General features: G+C 64.0%; 18 protein-coding genes. 6 read left to right on the top strand and 12 right to left on the bottom strand.

Translation table 11 applies throughout. The annotated features are described in order from the left end of the window. Positions 1-55: 55 nt before the first annotated feature. Positions 56-3,139: a hypothetical protein gene (locus WMO64_RS07670; RefSeq protein WP_349231598.1), complete on the bottom strand. Its 3,084-nt coding sequence runs from the start codon at positions 3,137-3,139 to the stop codon at positions 56-58. 316 nt (positions 3,140-3,455) lie between these two features. Here WMO64_RS07670 and WMO64_RS07665 point away from each other — a divergent pair, with 316 nt between their 5' ends. After that, positions 3,456-4,706, top strand: coding sequence for a M16 family metallopeptidase (locus WMO64_RS07665; protein ID WP_349231597.1), 1,251 nt, complete (start codon positions 3,456-3,458; stop codon positions 4,704-4,706). A gap of 24 nt (positions 4,707-4,730) precedes the next feature. Here WMO64_RS07665 and WMO64_RS07660 read toward each other — a convergent pair whose 3' ends face one another. Continuing rightward, on the bottom strand, positions 4,731-4,946 hold the full coding sequence (locus WMO64_RS07660) for a hypothetical protein (protein ID WP_294517955.1): 216 nt from the start codon (positions 4,944-4,946) through the stop codon (positions 4,731-4,733). A gap of 131 nt (positions 4,947-5,077) precedes the next feature. On the opposite strand from WMO64_RS07660, the gene WMO64_RS07655 reads away from it, so the two are divergent. Then, positions 5,078-5,245, top strand: coding sequence for a ribbon-helix-helix domain-containing protein (locus tag WMO64_RS07655; RefSeq protein WP_294517952.1), 168 nt, complete (start codon positions 5,078-5,080; stop codon positions 5,243-5,245). A gap of 831 nt (positions 5,246-6,076) precedes the next feature. Here the strand turns inward: WMO64_RS07655 and xdh are convergent. Continuing rightward, positions 6,077-8,635: a selenium-dependent xanthine dehydrogenase gene (xdh, locus tag WMO64_RS07650; RefSeq protein ID WP_294517950.1), complete on the bottom strand. Its 2,559-nt coding sequence runs from the start codon at positions 8,633-8,635 to the stop codon at positions 6,077-6,079. A gap of 251 nt (positions 8,636-8,886) precedes the next feature. Between xdh and dpaL the strand changes: the two genes are divergently transcribed. The 4 genes from dpaL to arcC all read left to right on the top strand — a co-directional run bounded on the left by dpaL (position 8,887) and on the right by arcC (position 14,233). Then, positions 8,887-10,122: a diaminopropionate ammonia-lyase gene (gene dpaL, locus WMO64_RS07645; protein WP_294517948.1), complete on the top strand. Its 1,236-nt coding sequence runs from the start codon at positions 8,887-8,889 to the stop codon at positions 10,120-10,122. A gap of 49 nt (positions 10,123-10,171) precedes the next feature. After that, positions 10,172-11,584 (top strand): YgeY family selenium metabolism-linked hydrolase, encoded by a 1,413-nt coding sequence (locus WMO64_RS07640; protein WP_294517946.1) that lies wholly within the window; start codon positions 10,172-10,174, stop codon positions 11,582-11,584. Between the two features lie 373 nt (positions 11,585-11,957). Next, positions 11,958-13,157 (top strand): knotted carbamoyltransferase YgeW, encoded by a 1,200-nt coding sequence (gene ygeW / locus WMO64_RS07635; RefSeq protein ID WP_294517944.1) that lies wholly within the window; start codon positions 11,958-11,960, stop codon positions 13,155-13,157. Between the two features lie 131 nt (positions 13,158-13,288). Continuing rightward, entirely contained in the window at positions 13,289-14,233 is a 945-nt protein-coding gene (gene arcC / locus WMO64_RS07630; protein ID WP_349231596.1) for a carbamate kinase, read from the top strand. Between the two features lie 125 nt (positions 14,234-14,358). On the opposite strand, the gene WMO64_RS07625 is transcribed toward arcC, so the two are convergent. From WMO64_RS07625 to WMO64_RS07585, 9 genes are all read right to left on the bottom strand, one after another. Next, positions 14,359-15,159: an RnfABCDGE type electron transport complex subunit B gene (locus WMO64_RS07625; protein WP_349231595.1), complete on the bottom strand. Its 801-nt coding sequence runs from the start codon at positions 15,157-15,159 to the stop codon at positions 14,359-14,361. A 12-nt stretch (positions 15,160-15,171) separates the two neighbouring features. Then, on the bottom strand, positions 15,172-15,777 hold the full coding sequence (locus WMO64_RS07620; RefSeq protein WP_294517938.1) for an electron transport complex protein RnfA: 606 nt from the start codon (positions 15,775-15,777) through the stop codon (positions 15,172-15,174). 3 nt (positions 15,778-15,780) lie between these two features. Next, the gene (gene rsxE / locus WMO64_RS07615) at positions 15,781-16,461 is read right to left on the bottom strand and encodes an electron transport complex subunit RsxE (protein ID WP_349231594.1); all 681 of its coding nucleotides are present in this window, start codon (positions 16,459-16,461) and stop codon (positions 15,781-15,783) included. Position 16,462: 1 nt separating this feature from the next. Next, positions 16,463-17,857, bottom strand: a complete 1,395-nt coding sequence (locus WMO64_RS07610; protein WP_294517932.1) for an FMN-binding protein — start codon at positions 17,855-17,857, stop codon at positions 16,463-16,465. Next, positions 17,854-18,756: an RnfABCDGE type electron transport complex subunit D gene (locus tag WMO64_RS07605; protein WP_349231593.1), complete on the bottom strand. Its 903-nt coding sequence runs from the start codon at positions 18,754-18,756 to the stop codon at positions 17,854-17,856. The genes WMO64_RS07610 and WMO64_RS07605 overlap by 4 nt, the downstream gene beginning before the upstream one ends. Further along, positions 18,753-20,042 carry an RnfC family protein gene (locus WMO64_RS07600; RefSeq protein ID WP_294517927.1) on the bottom strand — a complete coding sequence of 430 codons (1,290 nt, stop codon included), beginning with the start codon at positions 20,040-20,042 and terminating at the stop codon, positions 18,753-18,755. Before WMO64_RS07600 ends, WMO64_RS07605 begins: the two co-directional genes overlap by 4 nt. Positions 20,043-20,183: 141 nt before the next feature. Next, positions 20,184-21,236 carry an FAD:protein FMN transferase gene (locus WMO64_RS07595; protein WP_349231592.1) on the bottom strand — a complete coding sequence of 351 codons (1,053 nt, stop codon included), beginning with the start codon at positions 21,234-21,236 and terminating at the stop codon, positions 20,184-20,186. Next, positions 21,233-21,814 carry a Gx transporter family protein gene (locus tag WMO64_RS07590; RefSeq protein WP_349231591.1) on the bottom strand — a complete coding sequence of 194 codons (582 nt, stop codon included), beginning with the start codon at positions 21,812-21,814 and terminating at the stop codon, positions 21,233-21,235. Before WMO64_RS07590 ends, WMO64_RS07595 begins: the two co-directional genes overlap by 4 nt. Beyond that, a complete protein-coding gene (locus tag WMO64_RS07585; protein WP_349231590.1) occupies positions 21,811-22,194 on the bottom strand; it encodes a NusG domain II-containing protein in 384 nt (127 codons plus the stop codon). The genes WMO64_RS07590 and WMO64_RS07585 overlap by 4 nt, the downstream gene beginning before the upstream one ends. Positions 22,195-22,253 lie beyond the last annotated feature (59 nt).

The raw sequence follows: 22,253 nt of genomic DNA, 5'->3' as shown, positions 1-22,253 counted from the left end.
GAGAGGCATAAGAAAATGACCGCCCGGAGGCGGTCATTTTCTTATGAAGTTGTGTTTACTTGGTGATCTGGAAGCTCCGGGTCAGAGGCGCGGCCAGGTAGTTGCCGCCCAGGATGCACACGGTGACCACATAGCGGCCGGGCTCGGTGGGCGGGGTGGTGGTGGAGGAGTAGATCCGCCAGCTGCTGGTAAAGCCGGAGTACAGGTAGTGGACGCTGCTCTGGTCGATGCTCACATCGCCGTTATAGCTGAGGGTAGCGCCGAAGTCGAAGCTCTTGGCCTCCTCGGCGGTGAGCTTGCCGCCGGGAATGTCCGCATTCCAGGTCAGGTTGGAGCCGCTCAGGCGCATCCGCACCAGCAGGAAGCCCATGCCCACGCCGGTGTTGTAGTTCTTGCTGTCAGTGACCACGGCCACGGTGTACAGGCCGGCCCGGCTGGGGGTACCGAAGGAGATGCGCACGCTGTCCAGGATGCCGGGCAGCTTGTTGATGACGGTCATGATCTGGCCGAAGGTGCCGGTGTCGATGTTCAGCTTGCCCAGCAGGTCCAGCAGGCCCTGGGTGTTGAACAGCTCCCGCAGCTCGCCCACGGTGACGCCCTCGTTGAGCATCTCCGTCAGGGTCTTTTGACCGGCGGCCTTCAGGGCCTCGTCGATGAGCTTGAGAATCAGGGAGCCCTCGGCGGTGTAGCGGTCGGGCAGGTCCAGGTAGATGCCGGTGGTCACATTGCTGGTGATGCCGGCGTAGATGGTGTACATGTCGAACTTGTCGGCGGGGGTGGTGGTGATGAAGCCCTCGGGGATGGGGTCGCCGGCGTAGATATTGTCGGAGTGGACGGACACGGTGACCTTGGCCTTGTTGACGGTGACGGTGCCCTCGGAGGAGCTGGGCTTGTACTCAGCGCCGCCGTTGTAGGTGATCCGGACGGCCTGGTTCTCACCCGCGCCCATCTGGGGGAAGGCGCCGATGAGCTGGCCCAGGACCTTGTACTCCTTGCCCTCGATGGGCACCCACTGGGTCAGAGCGTCGCTGGTGACCAGGTCGCCCAGGCCGGGAAGCTTGCCCAGAATGCCCTCCAGGTCGCTCAGGTCCACGTCCACGCCGGTCTCGGCGTCGGTCAGCTTGGCCTTGTACTCGATGGTGAAGTTGTCGATGGTCAGGGTCTCGCGGGCGGGGAGGGTGGAGTTGTCCCAGTCGATGAGGTTGTCGAAGATGGCCTGCTCCATGACGGCGGGGTCCATGTTGTAGGTGAAGGACACGCCGCTCTTGAGGGTCACCACGCTGGCCAGACGGCTGTCGGTGGTGGTCACCTCCACGGTGGTGGAGCCGCCGCGGTAGGTCTGGTTGCCGGCCCAGGAGATGCGGATCTCCCACTTGCCCTCGCCGAACTTCACCAGGCCGGTGACGTCGGTCTCGTTCAGGGGCTTGAAGCCGGTCAGACCGGCGTTGTACTCCACGGTCACGTCGGCGGCGGTGAGGTTCTGGGGGTTGACGGTGGAGGCCACCACGGCGTCGTAGATGGCCGCGGCGGTGGCGGCGTAGTCATAGCCCTGGTCGGCGGTGAACTTCATGCCCACCTCGTAGGGGCCCTCGTTCAGGACGAACTGGACCTGCTCACGGTCCTTGACGGTGACGGTGGCCTCAATGGTGACAGGGGCATAGGTCTGGTCGCCGGCGTAGGAGATGCGGATCTTCTGATCACCGGCGGAGATAGCGGGCCAGTTAAGAATGGTGCCCTTTTCACCCTCCAGAGCCACATACTTGGCGTCGACATCGGTGAGCGCCTTTGTGTAGTAGGTAATGGTCACGTTGCTGACGCTGAGGACGTCGGACTGCTCCACCACAGCGGCAAAGATGGCGGTCTTCAGGGCGGCATAGTCCACAGCCAGGCTCTCGTCCACCGCCAGGGTCACGTCGTCGGGGGTGGTCTTCAGGGTGTAGGGCACCTGCTCCCGGCCCTCCACGATGTTAACGGTGGTCTGGGCGGAGGCGGCGGTGTAGCTGCCGTTGCCGCCCCAGGAGATGCGGACCTGCTGGTCGTTGCCCAGGGTCATGGCAGGGTAAGTCAGCAGGCCGTCCTTGCCGCCCTCCAGGGGCATCCAGGCCTTGCCCATGCTGCCCAGGGAGCCGGATTCGGCCTGGGCATAATACTCGATGGTCACATCGCTCAGGGTCAGCTCAGGGGTGGTGGAGTCCACCACGGCGTTGAAGATGGCGGAGCGGAGGGCATCGTAATCCACAGTGCCGTCCGCCTTGTAGGTCAGGCCCGCAGACTGACCGGCCTTCAGCACGATGGAACCGGCGGTACGCTCGGTAAAGGTGACGGCAGTCTCGGCGGAGGTGCCGTAGACGGTGTCAGTATCGGCGTAGGAGACGCGGATCTGCTGGTCACCGGCAGAGATGGCAGGGTAGGTCAGCAGGCCGTCGCTGCCGCCCTCCAGGGGCATCCAGGCCTTACCCATGCTGCCCAGGGAGCCGGAATCGGCGGTGGCGTAGTACTCAATGGTCACATCGCTGGCAGTGAGACCGGCGGGAGTGGAGTTTTCAGTGTTCACTACGGCGTCAAAGATGGACTCCCGCAGGGCGTCATAGTTGACAGTGCCGTCATCCTTGTAGGGCAGAGCCACGGAGCAGCCCTCGTTCAGGACAATGGAGGAGGACAGCTTGGCGGCCTTGGTCAGGGTGACTTCCTCAGTAGTGCCCTTAATGCGGACCTGATAGCTGCCGTCATCATTGTTCACCAGGGCGGGATGGGTGTAGGTGGTGGTGACGAATACCACCTTTTTTTCGCTGGTAAAGCCGTTGACAGAGCCCCAGGCGTCGTTGGTCAGCAGACCGTTCTTGCCGGTGCAGTAGTACTCCCAGTCAAGACTCTGGGGGTCCACGCCCTCCTTGTTCACCACAAGGGCATCAAACAGGGCCTGCTTCACAGCGGCATTGTCAGAATCAGCGGGAATAATGGCAGTGCCGTCCTGGAGCTGGACCTCTGCGGAAAGGGGAGCGACAGTCTCCTCCACGGCGGTGGTCTCCTTGGACCAGGACCACCAGGCGGCGGAGGCGGTCAGGGGTGCGCACTGGGTCAGGGTCAGGGCGGCGAGCACAGCGGCCAGACCCCTGCGCAGGGGATGGGAATTCCTCACAACAATCCTTCCTCTCTTGTTCAAACCCACACAAAATCTGGAAATCAGATAATTTGAGCGCCATTTGGAATTATATAGAAGTATTAGTGAAATTACAATGATAAATCCCACAAAATACCGTATACATTTAAACACTTTTTACATATACGAAAGGCTTATTTTGTAACCAAACGGCGGAAAGCCCGGGAAAGCTTAAATTTTCCTGACAAGCGGAGCGGGATGTGGTAGAATAAAAAGAACGCCGACCGAGGGGCTAACGGTCCCCTGCCCCGGCTATACTAGAGAGAGAATCCGAAGATCAGGAGGCCTTCCAGCTTTGACATATGAAAAAATAACCCTGCCCAACGGCGTGCGCATCCTCACCGAGCACGTCCCCGCCGTCCGCTCGGCGGCCCTGGGCATCTATGTGGGCACCGGCAGCCGCCAGGAGAAGGCGGCGGAGAACGGCGCAGCCCACTTTATCGAGCACATGCTCTTCAAGGGCACCGCCCGCCGCACCGCCGCCGACCTGGCCGGAGAGATGGACGCGGTGGGGGGCCAGATCAACGCCTACACCACCAAGGAGTCCACCTGCTTCTACGCCCGGGTGCTGGACACCCACCTGCCCCAGGCGGCAGACATCCTGTGCGACATGTTTTTCTCCTCCAAGTTCGCCCAGGAGGATGTGGAGACCGAGCGGGGCGTGGTGCTGGAGGAGATCGGCATGTATGAGGACAACCCGGAGGACCTGTGCGCCGAGCGGCTGGCCGCCGGGGTGTACCACGGCTCCGCCCTGGCCCGGCCCATCCTGGGCCGGAAGGCCACCCTGGAGAAGATGACCGGCCCCTGGCTGAAGGCGTACATGACCTCCCACTACCTGGCCGGGGACATCGTGGTGGCCCTGGCGGGCAGCTTTACCCAGCGGGATGTGGACGACCTGACGGCCCGCTTCTCCGCCATGCCTGCCGGCGGGCTGCCCCAGCCCAAAGCGGCGGTATACACCCCCTGCGTCACCGTGAAGAAAAAGGCCATCGAGCAGAACCATCTGACCCTGGCCTTCCCCGGCCTGTCCTACGGGGACAGCCGCCGGTTTGCCCTCCAGCTCCTGTCCTCCATCCTGGGCAGCGGCATGTCCTCCCGGCTGTGGCAGCAGGTGCGGGAGCAGCGGGGGCTGTGCTACTCCATCTACTCCTACGGCGCGGGCCACGCCGACACCGGCCTCTACGCCGTCTACACCGCCCTGGGCCGGGAGACCGAGGAGGCGGCCATCCGCACCATTGTGGGCGCGGTGAAGGACTTCCGGGACGGGGGCGTCACCCAGGAGGAGCTGGACCGGGCCAGGGAGCAGTCCAAGGCCAACGTGCTCATGGGCCTGGAGTCCACCCAGGCCCGCATGGCCCACCTGGGCCGCAGCGAGCTGATGATGGGGGAGGTGCTCACCCCCGACCAGATCATCGCCGCCTACGACGCCGTCACTGCCGCCGACGTGCGGGCCCTGGCGGAGGAGATGTTCGACTTCTCCAGGGTATCCCTGTCCGCGGTGGGCCGGGTGCGCACCGAAGAGGAGTACCGGGCGCTGCTAAACTGAACACAGTACAAACGGGGACGGCGTTCAGCCGTCCCCATTTTCTCCTTTTTTCACCTCGGACCGGCCGGAGGCGGCGGAAAACCGCCCGCAGGCCGGGGTGTCCGCGTCCTTGTCCCGCAGGCGGGGCGCGGCGCAGTGGCCTCGGTCCAGCGGCACGAACCGCCGTCCGCCCTGGCACACATAGTGCCGCCGAAAATGACGGCACTGGGCGCAGGTCTTGGCTTCGTTTTTTTGAGACATATGTATCACCTCTGCACTTAATATATACCATTAATGCACTATATGCAACCCACTTGAGAAAAGAAAATGGACATGATATAGTCACTATATAAAGCAAAATAGTGTCTATATAGTGTGTAGGAGGATATCAAGTGGCGGAAAGTGTGCTTGTAAACCGGACACGGTTTGTATCTTCGCTGAAAAATGAGCTTGTGCCTCAATTAAATAAACTCTCTGAAGAGACAAGAGTGCCAAAATCCCGGCTTTTGGACGAGGCCATTGAGGATTTGTTGAAGAAGTACGAGAAAAAGAACGGCTGACCAAGGTCAGCCGTTCTTTTTTGGCTTCCCCCTAGGGGGAAGCTGTCGAGCGTCAGCGAGACGGATGAGGGGGACTGCGGCACGCTCCGGAGGCGCTCCCCTCATCCGTCATTTGCTTCGCAAATGCCACCTTCCCCCCTCGTCCTCGCAAGATTTATATCCCTCGTCCCGCCGCAAGCGGCAGGCCTCGCTCACTCCGCTGCTCGTCCTCTCCCCTCGCCGTCGCAAGTTCCGCATCCCTCGGCCTGCCGCAAGCGGCAGGCCTCACTCGCTCCACTGCTCCGGCTCTCCCCACGAAAGGCATTCCGCCTTCCGCGGGGCCCCCGTTTTCCCTCCGCTGGGCTCGTGTGGGGCCCCCGAAAAGCAGCCATCTCACTTGCCTCGGGCAGAGACTGAAACACGGCGCAGAGACTCCGTGCGGCATTGAGAACGCTCCTTGAATTGCAGCAGCTTTCAAGTCTGGGCGGGTGACTCTGCTCGGGCCATGCAGTAACGACACGGGACGACCGAACCGGCATGGTAACTGCTCTCAAATTCGGCGGGTCATTGGATACCACCGCCGCCGGACGTACTCCGAAAGGGGGCCGGGGAAACGGGGGCGTTTGGCCCTGAAAGGGCCCTCCGCCCCTGTGTCCCCGGCGGCTTTTGGGTACTTTTCGCCGGAGAAAAGTACCTCCCCGAAGGGAGACCTCTAAAGGATCGGAACAGTCCGAAAGATTTCCCCTCATCCGTCTGGCCTGCGGCCAGCCACCTTCCCCCACGGGGGAAGGCTTGAAAAAAACAAGGCCGGCGGAGAAATCCGCCGGCCTTGCCGTCGTCTATGAAACAGATTTACTTCTTTTTCTTGCTGTACGGCGTGTCGGCCAGAGGCAGGCTGGTGCGGAACTTGCCGTCGTAGTTGTAGTAGGCCAGCTGCACGGCGGGCGCGGTGGGGATGGAGCAGATCTCGCCGATGCCCTTGGCGCCGCAGGCCAGCTCGGAGTGGTTCTTCTCCACAATAATGGCCTTCACGTCGGGGGTCTGGTTGGCCCGGAACAGGCCCAGGGAGGCGTACACCGCCGTGGGGCGTCCGTCCTTCAGGGGGAAGTCCTCGGTGAGGGCGTAGCCCAGGCTCATGACCACGCCGCCCTCGATCTGGCCCTCCACGCTCACCGGGTTCACCGCCCGGCCCACGTCGTGGGCGGCAATGACCCGCTTGATCTTGCCGTCGTCGTCCAGCTCCACCAGATGGGTGGCATAGCCGTAGGCGATGTGGCTGATGGGGTTGGGACGGGGGGAGCCCAGCTTGTCGGTGATGCCGGTGTACTCCTGGTGGAAGTCCACGCCCTCCACGGCGGACAGGTCCCGGCCCTCCAGGGCCCACTTCAGCTCGGTGGCCGCCCGGCGGGTGGCCTCGCCGGTGAACAGGGTCTGGCGGGAGGCGGTGGTGTTGCCCGAGTTGGGGGCAATGGAGGTGTCGGGCGTATCCCAGGTGACCTGGTCGGGCCGCAGGCCGGTGACCTCGCAGACGATCTGGCAGGTGATGGTGCCGATGCCCTGGCCGATGCAGGCGGCGGAGGTGCGGACGTGGACCACGCCCTTCTCCACATGGAGGGTCACCCGGCCGGTGTCCGGGATGCCCACGCCCAGGCCCGCGTTCTTCATGGCGCAGGCGATGCCCGCCTTGGGGTTGGCCTCGTAGTAGGGCCGCACGGCGTTGAGTGTCTCCACCAGAGCGGTGCCCTCGTCGGCGATCTGGCCGTTGGGCAGCACCTGGCCGGGCCGGATGGCGTTGCGGTAGCGGATCTCAAAGGGGGTGATGCCCACCATTTCGGCCAGCTTGTTCAGGTTGCACTCGGCGGCAAAGCAGCTCTGGGTCACGCCGAAGCCCCGGAAGGCGCCGCAGGGCGGGTTGTTGGTATAGTAGGCCTTGCCGTCGATGATGATGTCCTGGTAGTTGTAGGGGCCGGCGGCGTGGGTGCAGGCCCGCTGGAGCACCGGGCCGCCCAGAGAGGCGAAGGCGCCCGAATCGGTGCGCAGGATGGCAATCATGGCGGTGAGGCGGCCCTTCTCGTCGCAGCCGGTGGTGACCTCCATCTCAAAGCCGTGGCGCTTGGGGTGGCAGAGCATGGACTCCTTGCGGGTCATGGCCACCTTTACGGGCCGCTGGGTCAGGTAGGCCAGCACGGCGGCGTGGTGCTGGACGGACATGTCCTCCTTGCCGCCAAAGCCGCCGCCCACGCACTTGGCCACCACCCGGACCAGCTCCTGGGGCAGGCCGGTGGCGTCGGCGCACTCCCGGCGGGTCTGGTAGATGCCCTGGTCGCCGGAGTAGACCACCACGCCCTGGCCCTGGGGGGCGGCCACGGCGGTCTCGGTCTCCAGGAAGGCGTGCTCGGTGGGGGGCGTGTGGTACTTGGTAGTGACCACATACTTGCTGGCCTTCAGCTTGGCCTCGGCGTCGCCCCGGACCAGATGCTCGTGGGCGAAGCAGTTGCCCCCCTCCTGAAGCTGGGGAGCGTCGGGGGCCATGGCCTCCTCCAGGGTGAGGACGGGCCTGAGCACCTCGTAGTCGATCTTCACCAGGGCCTTGGCCTGGTTCAGGGCCTCGGTGGTCTCGGCGGCGATGAGCACGATGGGGTCGCCGCAGAAGTGGACCTCGCCGCCGATGGGCACCAGCACCCACTGATCCCGCTTCAGGTGGCCCACTTTCAGCTGGCCGGGCAGGTCGGCGGCGGTGACGATCTTCACCACCCCGGGCACCTCCAGGGCCTCGCTGATGTCGATCCCCTTGATGATGGCCCGGGGGTAGTCGGACCGGACCGCGCCGCCGAAGAGCATGCCCTCCATGCGGATGTCGTCGGCGTACTCGGCGGTGCCGATGGCCTTGGCGGGGGCGTCCACCCGGGGCAGGTTCTCGCCGATTTTGCCGGTAAAGGTCTCGTGGGGGGCCTCGCTGCCCTCCCGGAACATCTTGGCCGCCAGCAGCACCGCGTCCTCGATCTTCTTGTAGCCGGTGCAGCGGCAGATGTTGTTGCGCAGGGCGAACTTGACCTCGTCCCGGGTGGGGTTGGGGTTGGCGTCGATCAGACCCTTGGCGCTGATGACCATACCCGGAGTGCAGAAGCCGCACTGCACCGCGCCGCAGTGGGTGAAGGCGTAGGCGTACACATCTTTCTCCCGGTCGGTGAGGCCCTCGCAGGTGATGACCCGCTTGCCCTCCATTTTGGAGGTCTTCTGGACACAGGCCTTGGTGGCCTTGCCGTCAATGAGAATCATGCAGGTGCCGCACGCGCCTTCGGAGCATCCGTTCTTGACTGAGGTGAGCCCAAGCTCCTCCCGCAGGAAGGTGAGCAGGCGCTCGTCCCGCTCTGTGGAAACGGTTTTCCCGTTGACGATGAAGGTATACATGGCAAAAAGCCTCCTTACTCTAATTGGGTCTTTCCCCAGGTCCCTTTGCCTCTTTTTATATAGCTTAACACCAAATCAAAAAGGTATCAACCGAAATGCATATGGCAAAATCGCCAAATATCTAAAAATATTTTTGGCATTACAAAAATTTTTTAGCAAACCCCTTGACTTGTGGCCCGGGCATGATATGATAGGGCCATAAAGGTTTTAATCTGTCTGCATTCAACAGATTTTATTCGGAGGCGAGGCATATGAAAGACCCCATCCGCTGGACACTCAACCACATGCCCAAGAGCGATGACAAGGAGCTGTCCATCATGGCTCTGGACAACGTGGCCAAGGCCCGTTCTTTCCACAGCAGCTTCCCCCAGTACTCCATCACCCCCCTGGCCAAGCTGGACGGCATGGCCAAATACCTGGGTCTTGGCGGCGTGTACGTCAAGGACGAGAGCTACCGCTTCGGGCTCAACGCCTTCAAGGTGCTGGGCGGCTCCTTCGCCATGGCGCGGTACATCGCCAAGGAGATGGGCCGGGACGTGTCCGACATGACCTACGACTATCTCACCAGCGAGGCCTTCCGCAAGGAGTTCGGACAGGCCACCTTCTTCACCGCCACCGACGGCAACCACGGCCGGGGCGTGGCCTGGGCGGCCAACAAGCTGGGCCAGAAGGCCGTGGTCCATATGCCCAAGGGCTCCAGCCAGTCCCGGTATGACAACATCGCCAAGGAGGGCGCCAAGGTCACCATCGAGGACGTCAACTACGACGACTGCGTCCGCATGGCCGCCGCCGAGGCCGAGCAGACCGAGCACGGCGTCATCGTCCAGGATACCGCCTGGGAGGGCTACGAGGAGATCCCCTCCTGGATCATGCAGGGCTACGGCACCATGGCCAGCGAGGCCGCCGAGCAGCTGCGCCAGTGCGAGGTGAACCGCCCCACCCACGTGTTCGTCCAGGCCGGCGTGGGCTCTCTGGCCGGCGCCGTGGTGGGCTACTTCACCAACCTGTTCCCCAACAACCCGCCCAAATTCGTGGTCATGGAGGCCGCTGCCGCTGCCTGCCTGTATAAGGGCGCTGTGGCCGGGGACGGCAAGCCCCGCATCGTCACCGGCGACCTCCAGACCATTATGGCCGGTCTGGCCTGCGGCGAGCCCAACACCCTGTCCTGGGACATCCTGCGCAACCACGTCACCGCCTTTGTCTCCTGCCCCGACTGGGTGAGCGCCAAGGGCATGCGGATGCTGGGCGTGCCCGTGAAGGGCGACCCGGTGGTCATCTCCGGCGAGTCGGGCGCCGTGGGCATGGGCGTGCTGGACGCCATCATGTCCGACGACACCTACAAGGACCTGCGGGAGGCCCTGGAGCTGGACCGCTTCAGCCAGGTGCTCATGTTCTCCACCGAGGGCAACACCGACCCGCTGAAGTTCCGCCGCGTCATTTGGGACGGCGAGTACCCCACCACCGACTCTCCCCAGCGCGCATACTGAGAAGAGAAACCGTTTGTGATGGAACATACTGAAATGGAGGACGAATACCATGGATTTTGAGCAGATCAAGAAGGTTTCCGAGGGCTACCGTGCCGACATGAGCCGTTTCCTGCGGGAGATGATCTCCTACCCCAGCGAGAGCTGCGAGGAGAAGGAGGTCGTGGCCTGCATCAAGCGGGAGATGGAGAAGCTGGGCTACGACGCGGTGGAAGTGGACGGCCTGGGCAACGTCATCGGCTGGATGGGCGAGGGCGACAAGATCATCGCCATTGACTCCCACATCGACACCGTGGGCATCGGCAACATCAACAACTGGACCGCCGACCCCTACAAGGGCTGGGAGGACGACGCCATCATCTTCGGCCGCGGCGGCTCCGACCAGGAGGGCGGCATGGCCTCCGCCGTGTACGGCGCCAAGATCATGAAGGAGCTGGGCCTGATCCCCGCCGGCTACAAGATCATGGTGGTGGGCTCCGTCCAGGAAGAGGACTGCGACGGCATGTGCTGGCAGTACATCGTCAACAAGTTCTTCCCCGCCAAGGGCATCAAGAAGGAGCAGGTGGAGTTCGTCATCTCCACCGAGCCCACCGACGGCGGCATCTACCGCGGCCACCGCGGCCGCATGGAGATCCGTGTGGACGTGAAGGGCGTCTCCTGCCACGGCTCCGCCCCCGAGCGGGGCGACAACGCCATCTACAAGATGGCCGACATCCTCCAGGACGTCCGCGCCCTCAACGAGAACGACGACGCCGACGACAAGGCCGTCAAGGGCCTGGTGAAGATGCTCAACCCCAAGTACAACCCCGAGCACTACGAGGACGCCCGTTTCCTGGGCCGCGGCACCTGCACCACCAGCCAGATCTTCTACACCTCCCCCAGCCGCTGCGCTGTGGCTGACTCCTGCTCCATCTCCATCGACCGCCGCATGACCGCCGGCGAGACCTGGGACTCCTGCCTCCAGGAGATCCGGGACCTGCCCAGCGTGAAGAAGTACGGCGACGACGTGAAGGTGTCCATGTACATGTACGACCGTCCCTCCTGGACCGGCGAGGTGTACGAGACCGAGGCCTACTTCCCCACCTGGATCAACAAGGAGAGCGCCGCCCACGTCCAGGCCCTGGTGGATGCCCACCACGCCCTGTTCGGCGACAAGCGCCTGGGCCATGCCGACGCCGACCCCGCCCGCGACGCCATGCACCTGCGTGACGGCCGTCCCCTGACCGACAAGTGGACCTTCTCCACCAACGGCGTGGCCATCCAGGGCCGGTACGGCATCCCCTGCGTGGGCTTCGGTCCCGGCGCCGAGAGCCAGGCCCACGCCCCCAACGAGATCACCTGGAAGGACGACCTGGTCCGCTGCGCCGCCCTGTACGCCGCCGTGCCCGGCCTGTACAAGGAGGAGAACAAGACCGGCGACGTGTCCCAGTTCCGCGCCGGCAAGACCAATAACGATATTAAGTAAGAAGCGCTGAGCCGTTATGCGCCGCACGGATGGACCGGAGCGAGGGCGAGCGGAGGGCCGCAGGGCGGCCCGCAGACCAGCCCGAGACGAAGGGAAGCCGGGCGCAGCGCATAGGCGAAGCGTGACAGATAAGAAGCGCTGAACACCCGGGAGCAGGCGGATAAGACGGGAGCGGAGGCAAAAGCCCAAGGAGGGGCATAGCCCCGGATGGGTTTTGCCGCAGTCGTACGGCTTATCCGCCGTCGCGGAGGGTGTGAGGCGTGACAAGAAGCGCTGAGCCCCTCATCTGCCCCCTCCAGGGGCACCTTCCCCCCAGGGGGAAGGCTCAGGAAGACAACAACAATAAAATTGAAATAAGAAGGAGAAATATCATATGGACGCCAAACTGCAGGCCTATATCGACAAGCTGAACAAGCTCAACTTCAAGGAGATGTACGAGAACGACTTCTTCCTGACCTGGGAGAAGACCGACGACGAGCTGGAAGCCGTGTTCACCGTGGCCGACGCCCTGCGCTACATGCGTGAGAACAACATCTCCACCAAGATCTTCGAGTCCGGCCTGGGCATCTCCCTGTTCCGGGACAACTCCACCCGTACCCGCTTCTCCTTCGCCAGCGCCTGCAACCTGCTGGGCCTGGAGGTCCAGGACCTGGACGAGGGCAAGAGCCAGATCGCCCACGGCGAGACCGTCCGTGAGACCGCCAACATGATCTCCTTCATGGCCGACGTCATCGGCATCCGGGACGACATGTACATCGGCAAGGGCAACAAGTACATGCACGAGGTGGTGGACGCGGTCACCGCCGGCCACAAGGACGGCGTGCTGGAGCAGAAGCCCACCCTGGTCAACCTGCAGTGCGACATCGACCACCCCACCCAGTGCATGGCCGATATGCTCCACATCATCCACACCTTCGGCGGCGTGGAGAACCTGAAGGGCAAGAAGGTGGCCATGACCTGGGCCTACTCCCCCAGCTACGGCAAGCCCCTCTCCGTGCCCCAGGGCGTCATCGGCCTGATGACCCGCTTCGGCATGGACGTGGTCCTGGCCCATCCCGAGGGCTACGAGGTCATGCCCGAGGTGGAGGAGGTCGCCAAGAAGAACGCCGAGAAGTCCGGCGGCACCTTCACCAAGACCAACTCCATGGCTGAGGCCTTCAAGGATGCCGACATCGTCTATCCCAAGAGCTGGGCTCCCTTCGCCGCCATGGAGGAGCGCACCGACCTGTATGCCAAGGGAGACACCGACGGCATCAAGGCCCTGGAGAAGCGCCTGCTGGCCCAGAACGCCGAGCACAAGGACTGGTGCTGCACCGAGGAGCTGATGAAGACCACCAAGGACGGCAAGGCCCTGTACCTGCACTGCCTGCCCGCCGACATCAACGGCGTCTCCTGCGTGGACGGCGAGGTGGAGGCCACCGTGTTCGACCGCTACCGCGATCCCCTGTACAAGGAGGCCTCCTTCAAGCCCTACATCATCGCCGCCATGATCTTCCTGGCCAAGTGCAAGGACCCCCAGGCCGTGCTGAAGGCCCTGGAGGAGCGCGGCGCCAAGCGTCAGTTCAGCCTGTAATTCCGGCCATGTAATTCGGGGCGGGGAGTCACCCTCTCCCCCGCCCCGGCCCAGCCCCCGGCCCGTCCGCAGATACGGCACTCGGTATGTGCGGCCGGGCCGGGGTTTTCTTTCACAGGAGGTAATATTTTATGGATAAAAAACGTATCGTTATCGCACTGGGCGGCAACGCCCTGGGCAACAATCTGCCCGAGCAGATGATCGCCGTCAAGCAGACCTCCAAGGCCATCGCCGACCTCATCGAGGAGGGACACGAGGTGGTCATCGCCCACGGCAACGGCCCCCAGGTGGGCATGATCCAGGCCGCCATGACCGAGCTGACCCGCTCCAATCCCGAGAAGTACATCCCCTGCCCCCTGTCCGTGTGCGTGGCCATGAGCCAGGGCTACATCGGCTATGACCTCCAGAACGCCCTCCGGGAGGAGCTGCTGGACCGGGGCATCCGTAAGGGCGTGGCCACCGTGCTCACCCAGGTGGAGGTGGACCCCGCCGACCCCGCCTTCGCCCACCCCACCAAGCCCATCGGCTCCTTCATGACCAAGGAGGAGGCCGACAAGATGGTGGCCGAGCGGGGCTACGACGTAATTGAGGACGCGGGCCGGGGATACCGCCGTGTGGTGGCCTCCCCCAAGCCCCAGGGCATTGTGGAGATCGACACCATCCAGGCCCTGGTGGAGTCCGACCACGTGGTGGTGGCCTGCGGCGGCGGCGGCATCCCCGTGTTCACCACCGAGGGGCACCACCTGAAGGGCGCCGCCGCGGTCATCGACAAGGACTTCGCCTCCTGCGTCCTGGCCCAGCAGCTGGACGCCGACTGTCTCATCATCCTCACCGCCGTGGAGAAGGTGGCCATCAACTTCGGCAAGCCCGACCAGAAGTGGCTGGACTCCCTCACCCCCGACGAGGCCCGCAAGTACATGGAGGAGGGCCACTTCGCCCCCGGCTCCATGCTGCCCAAGGTCCAGGCGGCGGTCCAGTTCGCCGAGTCCAAGGAGGGCCGCACCGCCCTCATCACCCTGCTGGAGAAGGCCAAGGACGGCATCGCCGGCCGCACCGGCACCCGCATCCAGGCCTGAGCAGGTCCTTCCGGTACATAAACGCCCCCGCTGTCCGCGGACAGCGGGGGCGCTTTTTGCAGGCCGTAAAAAAGAGGAGGCGCGTCCGGACGGACGCGCCTCCTCTGACAGGCGGATACAGCCGCTTACAGCTTCTCGGTGAAGCTCATGCAGCCGGTGGGGCAGTTTTCCACACAGGTGCCGCAGCCGGTGCACTTCATGGGGTTGACCTGGGCCAGGCAGTGGTCCATGGTGATGGCGCCCTCGGGGCACACCTTGCTGCACTTGGTGCAGCCGATGCAGCCGGCCTTGCACACGTCCATGACAGCCTTGCCCCGGTTGTAGTTGGAGCAGCGGTCGAAGACCTTCTGCTTCTTGGGGAAGATGCCGATGACGTGGTTGGGGCAGGCCTTCTCGCACAGGCCGCAGCCGATGCAGGCGTCACGGTCCACCACGGCCACACCCTTCTCGATGCGGATGGCCTGCTGGGGGCAGACGGAGACGCAGTCGCCGTTGCCCAGGCAGCCGAAGGCGCAGGCGCCGGCGCCGCCGAAGAGCAGCTTGGCGGCGGCGCAGCTGTGGACGCCCTCATAGTTCATGCGGGCCTGGGTCTTTTCGCAGGTGCCGCCGCAGCAGACCACGGCCACACGCTCCTCCACGGAGCCGGCCTCAACGCCCAGCACGCCGGCCACCTGAACGGCGCAGCCGGCGCCGCCGGGGACGCACAGGTTGGTGCGCTTCTCCTCGCCGGAGGCCAGGGCCTTGGCGTAGCCGTCGCAGCCGGCGTAGCCGCAGGCACCGCAGTTGGCGCCGGGCAGGCACTCACGGATGGCGGGGAACATGGGGTCCTCCTTCACCGCCATGACGGTGGACGCGATGACCAGCATGACGGAGCAGATGATCGCGATGATCACGACCAGAATAACTGCAAACAGAATCGGATTCATGCCGTCACCCCCTTAATTTCCAAACAGCGTCTCCACGACGCCGGCGAAGCCGTTGAAGGAGGCGGCCACGATGGCGGCGGAGACCAGGGTGATGGGCAGGCCCTTGAAGGAGTCGGGGGCGTTGCAGCTCTCGGTGCGCATGCGGACGCCGGCGAAGATGACCATGGCCAGGAAGAAGCCCAGGCCGGAACCGAAGGAGTTGGCCATGGACTGGGCGAAGTTGTAGCCCTCGGTGATGTTCAGCACGGTGACGCCCAGCACGGCGCAGTTGGTGGTGATCAGGGGCAGGTAGATGCCCAGGGACTTATACAGGGCGGGAATGTACCGCTTCAGGATGATCTCCACCAGCTGCACCAGGGCGGCGATGACCAGGATGAACACGATGGTCTGGAGATAATCCATGTTGTTGGGGGTGAGCAGATAGGTCTGGATGGGCCAGGTGACGGCAGTGGCCAGCAGCATGACGAAGATAACGGCAATGGACATACCGGTGGCCTGGTCCAGCTTTTTGGACACGCCCAGGAAGGGGCAGATGCCCAGGAAGCGCTGCAGCACGTAGTTGTTGACGAACACAGCGCTCATGATGATAAAGAGGAGGTTTCCCCAATCCAGTTCCATTCCTTAGGCCTCCTTTCCGATCTTACCGCACAGGGCGGCGTTGGGGCAGTTACCGCAGCCGGTGGCGGCGTGCTTTACTTTCCCGTGGGTGATCCTGGCCACCAGGGCGATGAGGCAGCCGAACACAAAGAAGCCGCCGGGCGTCTGAGTCAGGATAGGAATATTGTAGCTGGAGAAGAAGGGCACGGAGATGCCGGCGAAGGTACCGGCGCCCAGCACCTCACGGATGGTGGACATGACCAGCAGGGTCAGGGTGAAGCCGATGCCCATGCCGATGCCGTCCAGGGCGGACTCGCCCACGGAGTGCTTGCTGGCGAACATCTCAGCGCGGCCCAGGATGATGCAGTTGACCACGATCAGGGGCAGGTACACGCCCAGGGCGTTGTACAGGTCCTGGAAGTAGGCCTGCACCAGCATCTGCACCACGGACACGAAGCCGGCGATGACCACGATGTAGCAGGGGATACGGACGGAATCGGGGATGATCTTCCGCAGCAGGGAGATCAGAATGTTGGAGCAGATGAGAACGATGGCGGCCGCGAGGCCCATGCCGATGGCGGTGGACACCGAGGTGGTGGTGGCCAGGGTGGGGCAGGTGCCCAGCACCAGGACCAGAACGGGGTTCTCCTTGATAATGCCGTTGGTCAGAATGGAGAGCTTGGAAGGTGCGTTATTCGCTTTCATCTCAGCCCGCCTCCTTTACAGTCTGGAGATTGGCGATGGCCTCATTGACCGCGTCCTTCACGGCGGTGGAGGAGACGGTGGCGCCGGAGATGCTGTCCACCTCGTCAGCGCTGGTCACGCCTGCAAACTGGCTGGTGAAGTCCTCCTCGCCGGCCAGAGTGCCCAGGCCGGGGGTCTCCTGGGAGCAGTCAGCCACAATACCCAGGATGGTGTCGTCGGCGCCAAAGAGCACGGCGACCTTGATCTCGGACATCATGCCCTGCTTGGCGGCGTACACAACGGTGCCCGCGTCGGACACCTTGCCGCCCTCCACATCGGTGAAGGCGGCGCCGGGATAGTACTCAGCCAGCACGTCGTCGGTCAGGTTGGCGGGAGCCGCAGAGGTCTCAGAGGCGGTATCGCCGCCGGTGGTGTTCTCAGCGCCGCCGGAAGTGGTGCCGCCGGTCACAGGCTCGGCGCTCTTCACGGTCTGGAGGTTGGCAATGGCAATGTCCACAGCGCCCTTGATGGCGTCGGAGGTGATGGTGGCGCCGGAGACGCCGTCCACCTCATCGCCGCTGGTCACGCCGATGAAGCTGTCCATGAAATCGCCCTCGCCCAGAGGCTGGCCGTAGTCGGGCGTCTCGGAGGAGGTGTCGGCGATGGCGCCGATGATGCTGTCGTTGGCGTCGAAGAACACAGCCACATCCACGGGGCCGCCCATGCCGTTCTCAGAGGCGTACACAACAGTGCCCGCGTCGGACACCTTGCCGCCGACCACGTCGGTGAAGGTGGCGCCGGGGTAATACTCGGCCAGCACGTCGTCGGTCAGATTGGCGGGGGCCTCGTACACAGTGGCCTCCACGGTGCCGCCGGTGGACACCACATAGGCGTCGAACGCGGCCTGGATGGCGGAGATCATGCCGTTGGAGGACACGGTGGCGCCGCTGGTGGCCTGGATGCCGGAGGTATCGGTCATGCCGGGCAGCTGCTGCTGGAAGGCGGAGCCGTCCTCCACGACCTTGGAGCCGATGCCCTGGGTCTCGGAGTTGCTCAGGACCTTAGTGCCGGTGATGGCGCCGTTGGCGTCCAGACCGACCATGACGGAGATGTCGCCGCCGAAGCCCTTGCCGGTGGTGGTGAACACGTAGCCGGCGCCGTTGCCGGCGACCTTGGCGGCGGTGACGCCCTCGGGCAGCTCCACGCCGGTGATGTCGGTGAAGTCGCTGCCGTCAGGCAGGACCACCTTCAGGGCGGCGTCGGCAGCAGCGGCCTGCTGGGCGGCGATAACGGGAGCGGTGAGCTGGTTGGTGACAGCCAGCGCCGCGGTGATGACAAGGCCGATGCAGGTCAGCACCACAATGGGGGCCAGGAGCTTCCAGACCTTGTTCTCCTCCTTGTTTGCCTTCTGGATCATGCCTTTTCACCTCCAAACGCCTTGTGCTTGGTCAGCTTGTCAATGTGGGGCGTGAGAATGTTCATCAGCAGGATGGCATAGCTGACGCCCTCGGGGGTAGCGCCCCAGAGGCGGATCATCATGGTCAGCAGGCCGCAGCCCACGCCGTAGATCAGCTTGCCCACATTGGTCATGGGGGAGGTGGTGTAGTCGGTGGCCATGAAGATGGCGCCCAGGAGCAGGCCGCCGCCCAGGAGCTGGATGGACAGGTCCTGCTGGGCGATCAGGGAGAGGACGGCCACGGTGGCGATATAGGCCACGGGGATGTGCCAGGTGATGACCTTCCGCACCAGCAGGTAGATGCCGCCGATGATGAGGGCCAGGGCGCAGGTCTCGCCCAGGGAGCCGGCGTGGTTGCCCAGGAACATGGTGGCCAGGCCGGGATTGGCGGCGCCGGTGGCCAGGGGGGTGGCGGTGGACACGCCGTCAATGCTGAAGGTGGTCATGGCGCCGTTGAAGCCGCAGATGAGCAGCACCACGCGGGCGGTGATGGCGGGGTTGGCGAAGTTCTGGCCGATGCCGCCGAAGAGCTGCTTGACCACCACGATGGCGATGACGCTGCCCAGGGCGGCGATCCACAGGGGGATGTCGTAGGGCAGGCAGAAGGAGAGCAGCACGCCGGTGACGGCGGCGGACAGGTCGCTGATGGTGACGGGCCGCTTGACGGCCTTCTCAAAGATGAACTCGGACAGCACCGCGGCCACAACACACACGACGGTGACCAGCAGGGCCTGAATGCCGAAAATCACAATGGACGCAATGAATGCAGGAGCAAGAGCGATGAGCACGTCCCGCATGATGGACTGGGTGTCGTCCTTGGCCCAGATATGGGGCGCGGGGGTTACGGAGAGCAGCTTCACGACTTGCTCACCTCCTTCTTGGGCTGGCTGGCCAGGAACCGCTTGGCCAGCTTGTTGTTGGTGACCAGGTCACGGCGGGCGGGGCACACATAGGCGCAGCAGCCGCACTCGATGCACAGGTCGGCGCGGATGCTCCGCAGCCACTCCACATCCCGCTGCTCGTAGGCCTTGGAGATCTCAAAGGCCATCAGGTTCATGGGGCAGTGGTCCACGCACCGGCCGCAGCGGATGCAGGCGGTGGTGGCGGGCTTGGAGGCCTCCTTGGCGTTGAGGGCCACGAAGCCGTTGTTGTTCCACAGCAGGGGGAAGTCCATGTCGGGCAGGGCGATGCCCATCATGGGGCCGCCGGCGAAGATCTTGGCCGGGTCCTCCTTGAAGCCGCCCACAGCGGCGAACAGGTCGCCCACAGGGGTGCCGATGGGGGCGGTCACCACGCCAGGGGTCTTGACGGCGGAGCCGTCCACAGACACGGTCTTGCTCACCAGAGGCATACCGGTGCGCAGGTACCGGGCGATGAAGGCGGCGGTGTTCACGTTGAGCACGATGCAGCCGGCGTCCTTGGGCAGCTTGCCGCCGGGCACGGTGCGGCCGGTGGTCTCGTAGATGAGCATCTTCTCAGCGCCCACGGGGTAGAACTCCCGCAGCTGCTTGACCTCCACGCCGTCCATGCCCTTGAAGGCCTCGGCCAGGCCCTGGGGAGGATGCTTCACGCCCACGATGGCCTTCTCGATGCCCAGCAGCTTCTTGACGATGCGCACGCCCTCGGCCATGTCGGCGGCGTAGTCCCGCATGGTGATGTAGTCCACCGTGCAGTAGGGCTCGCACTCGCTGCCGTTGATGATGAGCCGGTCCACGGTGGCGTTGAGCTTCACCCAGGTGGGGAAGCCGGCGCCGCCCAGGCCCACCAGACCGCTCTTGCGGACGGCGGCCAGCAGCTCCTCCATGTTGGTGACAGTGGGGACCTCGATGCCGTCCCAGACGGTCTGCTGGCCGTCAGAGGCGATGACGATGCAGTCCACAACGCTGCCGTTGGGCATGCGGAGGGAGTCGATGCCCTCCACAGTACCGGACACACTGGCGTACATGGGCACGCCAATGCCCTGTCCCTGGGTGGCGATCGGCTGGCCCACGGCCACCGTGTCGCCCTTCTTCACCAGAATGGTACTGGTGTTGGCGCCCAGAAGCGACAGGGGTATCCGGACCCGCGCGGGCACCGTCATCTGCACGGGGGTGCAGGAGGCGGTGTTTTTATGACCCGCCAGGCGGATTCCTTTTCCCATTCCCATAGTTCTTGACCACTCCTTTTCTAAAAGGCGCGGGGCTTCCCCCGCGATTTGGGACAAATTCTGACACCTTTGCATATGTTCCGCGTTCCGCGGTTATACTGCCGGACGCAGGCGGGCGCCGCTCCCTCTCTCGAAGGGCGCTCAGCCGTTGTTCAGCAGGGTCAGACGATCATTGAGCCCGGACGTCCAGCTGACCTGTTCGTCCCGGGTGATGAACACAGCCTCCACACCGTCCAGAGACTCCACAAACGCCGTCCCATCCTCCAGGCCCATGGCAAACACGGTGGTGGAGAGGGCGTCGGCGTCAAAGGCGTCGCTGGTGAAAATGGTGATACCCGCCAGCTCGTTCTGCACGGGCCAGCCGGTGGAGGTGTCCAGAATGTGGTGGTAGCGCACGCCGTCCAGGTCAAAGCCCCGCTCATAGATGCCGCTGGTGACCACAGCGCTGTCGCTGACCGGCACCACGGCGATGCTCTCGCCGGTGGTGGAGTCGGGGTCCTGGATGCCGATGTTCCAGTCGGAGCCGTCGGGCTTGGAGCCGATGGCCAGCACGTTGCCCCCGAAGTTGAGCATGCCGCAGGTGATCCCCCGGTCCTCCAGGAAATCCTTGATGCGGTCGGTGATGTACCCCTTGGCGATGGCGCCAAGGTCGATGGTCTCCCCCGCGGGGAGCTGGACGCCCTCGTCGTTCACGTCCACCTTGGTGTAGTCCACGTGGGACGCGGCCTCGGCCAGTTCGGCCTCGTCGGGCAGCACGCCCATGTTGTCGCCGGTGAAGTCCCACAGGGCCACGCAGGGCTCGATGGTGATGTCGAACTTGCCGTCGGACAGCCTGGAGTACTCCAGGGCCTTCTCGATGATGTCCCGGGTGTCCTGGCTGACGGCCACCCGCTCCCCGCCCGCGTGGTTGATCTTCCAGACGTCGGAGCCCTCTTTGGTCTTGCTCAGCAGGTCGTCGTACCGCTGGCACTCGGCGATGGCGTCGTCCAGGATGGACTCGTCGTTGGTGTAGGCCTCAATGGTGATGACAGTATCAAAGAAAAAGCCCACCCGGCTCTGCTTGGAAAGGCCGGTCTCCACAGCGGGGGAGGTGGTGGGCGCCGCCGAGCCCTCAGCGCTCTGGGGCTGGCAGCCGGTCAGCAGGCCCGCGGCCAGCACTCCGGCCAGAACGGCGGCAATGGTACGGTGTTTCATTTATGTTCCTCCTGGGGGTGATCCTGTTTGGGTTCCTTGCCCGGCATGGACACGTGCTCCATCCCCGAGGCCTTGAGCCCCTGGATGGCGTACTTGCCCGCAATGCCGGTGAGGACGCCGGTGACCACGGCGGCCACCAGCAGGAAGGGCACATAGCCCATGAGCGCGGCGGTATTGACCATGAACGCGGCCACGGCGGTCTGGCCCACGTTGTGGAACACGGCGCCCACCACGGACACGCCGATGATGGACACGCCGCTGCCGCCCAGCTTCTTGACCAGCAGCATCATCACCAGGCTGCACAGTCCGCCGCCGAAGCTGAACATCATGGCGGACACGCCGCCGTACATCAGGCCGGACAGGCCCACCTTCAAAATCATAAGCAGCCAGGCGCTTCTGGAGTCCAGCAGGTAGATGGCATAGAGCAGCACCGTGTTGGCCAGACCCAGCTTGATGCCGGGGATGCCGCCGGGCATGGGGATCAGGTGCTCAATATAGCCCAGCACCACCGCCACCGCCGTCAGCAGGGCCATGCGGGTCAGCCAGCGGACCGCCTGATGGCTCCCCCGCCGGCTCACGTGGTCTCCTCGCTGGCCAGACGCAGCTCAATGGAGATGCCGTTGGGCAGACACACGATCCAGTTGCGCATGGGCCGGGTGTCCACGTTCTCCTCGGTCATGGTGCCCTGGTCCACGCAGTCCTGGTTCTCACAGGTGGAGTCGGCCATGTACACCTTGCCGTCCTTGATCTGGATGTGGTTGACCATGCCGTTGCCCTGGTCGATCTCGATCAGCTTATCCTCGCTGAGGGGGTCGGCCTCATAGAGCGCGTCATTGACGTAGATGTAGACAAAATCCTCTACAGTATTCTCATGGGACTGGAACAGGTTGACTGCCATAAACGCGGCAAAAGCCACGACCAGGACCGCCACAATAATGATGATGTCGCGTTTCTTCATGGAAGTGCTGTCCTCCAAGCATATGTTTGTTTGGGCATGATAAAGTACCCGCCAAAGCG

The sequence above is a fragment of the Pseudoflavonifractor intestinihominis genome, from assembly GCF_040096055.1.
GTDB lineage: Bacteria > Bacillota > Clostridia > Oscillospirales > Oscillospiraceae > Pseudoflavonifractor > Pseudoflavonifractor intestinihominis.
This window is presented reverse-complemented; position numbering and strand designations above follow the sequence as displayed.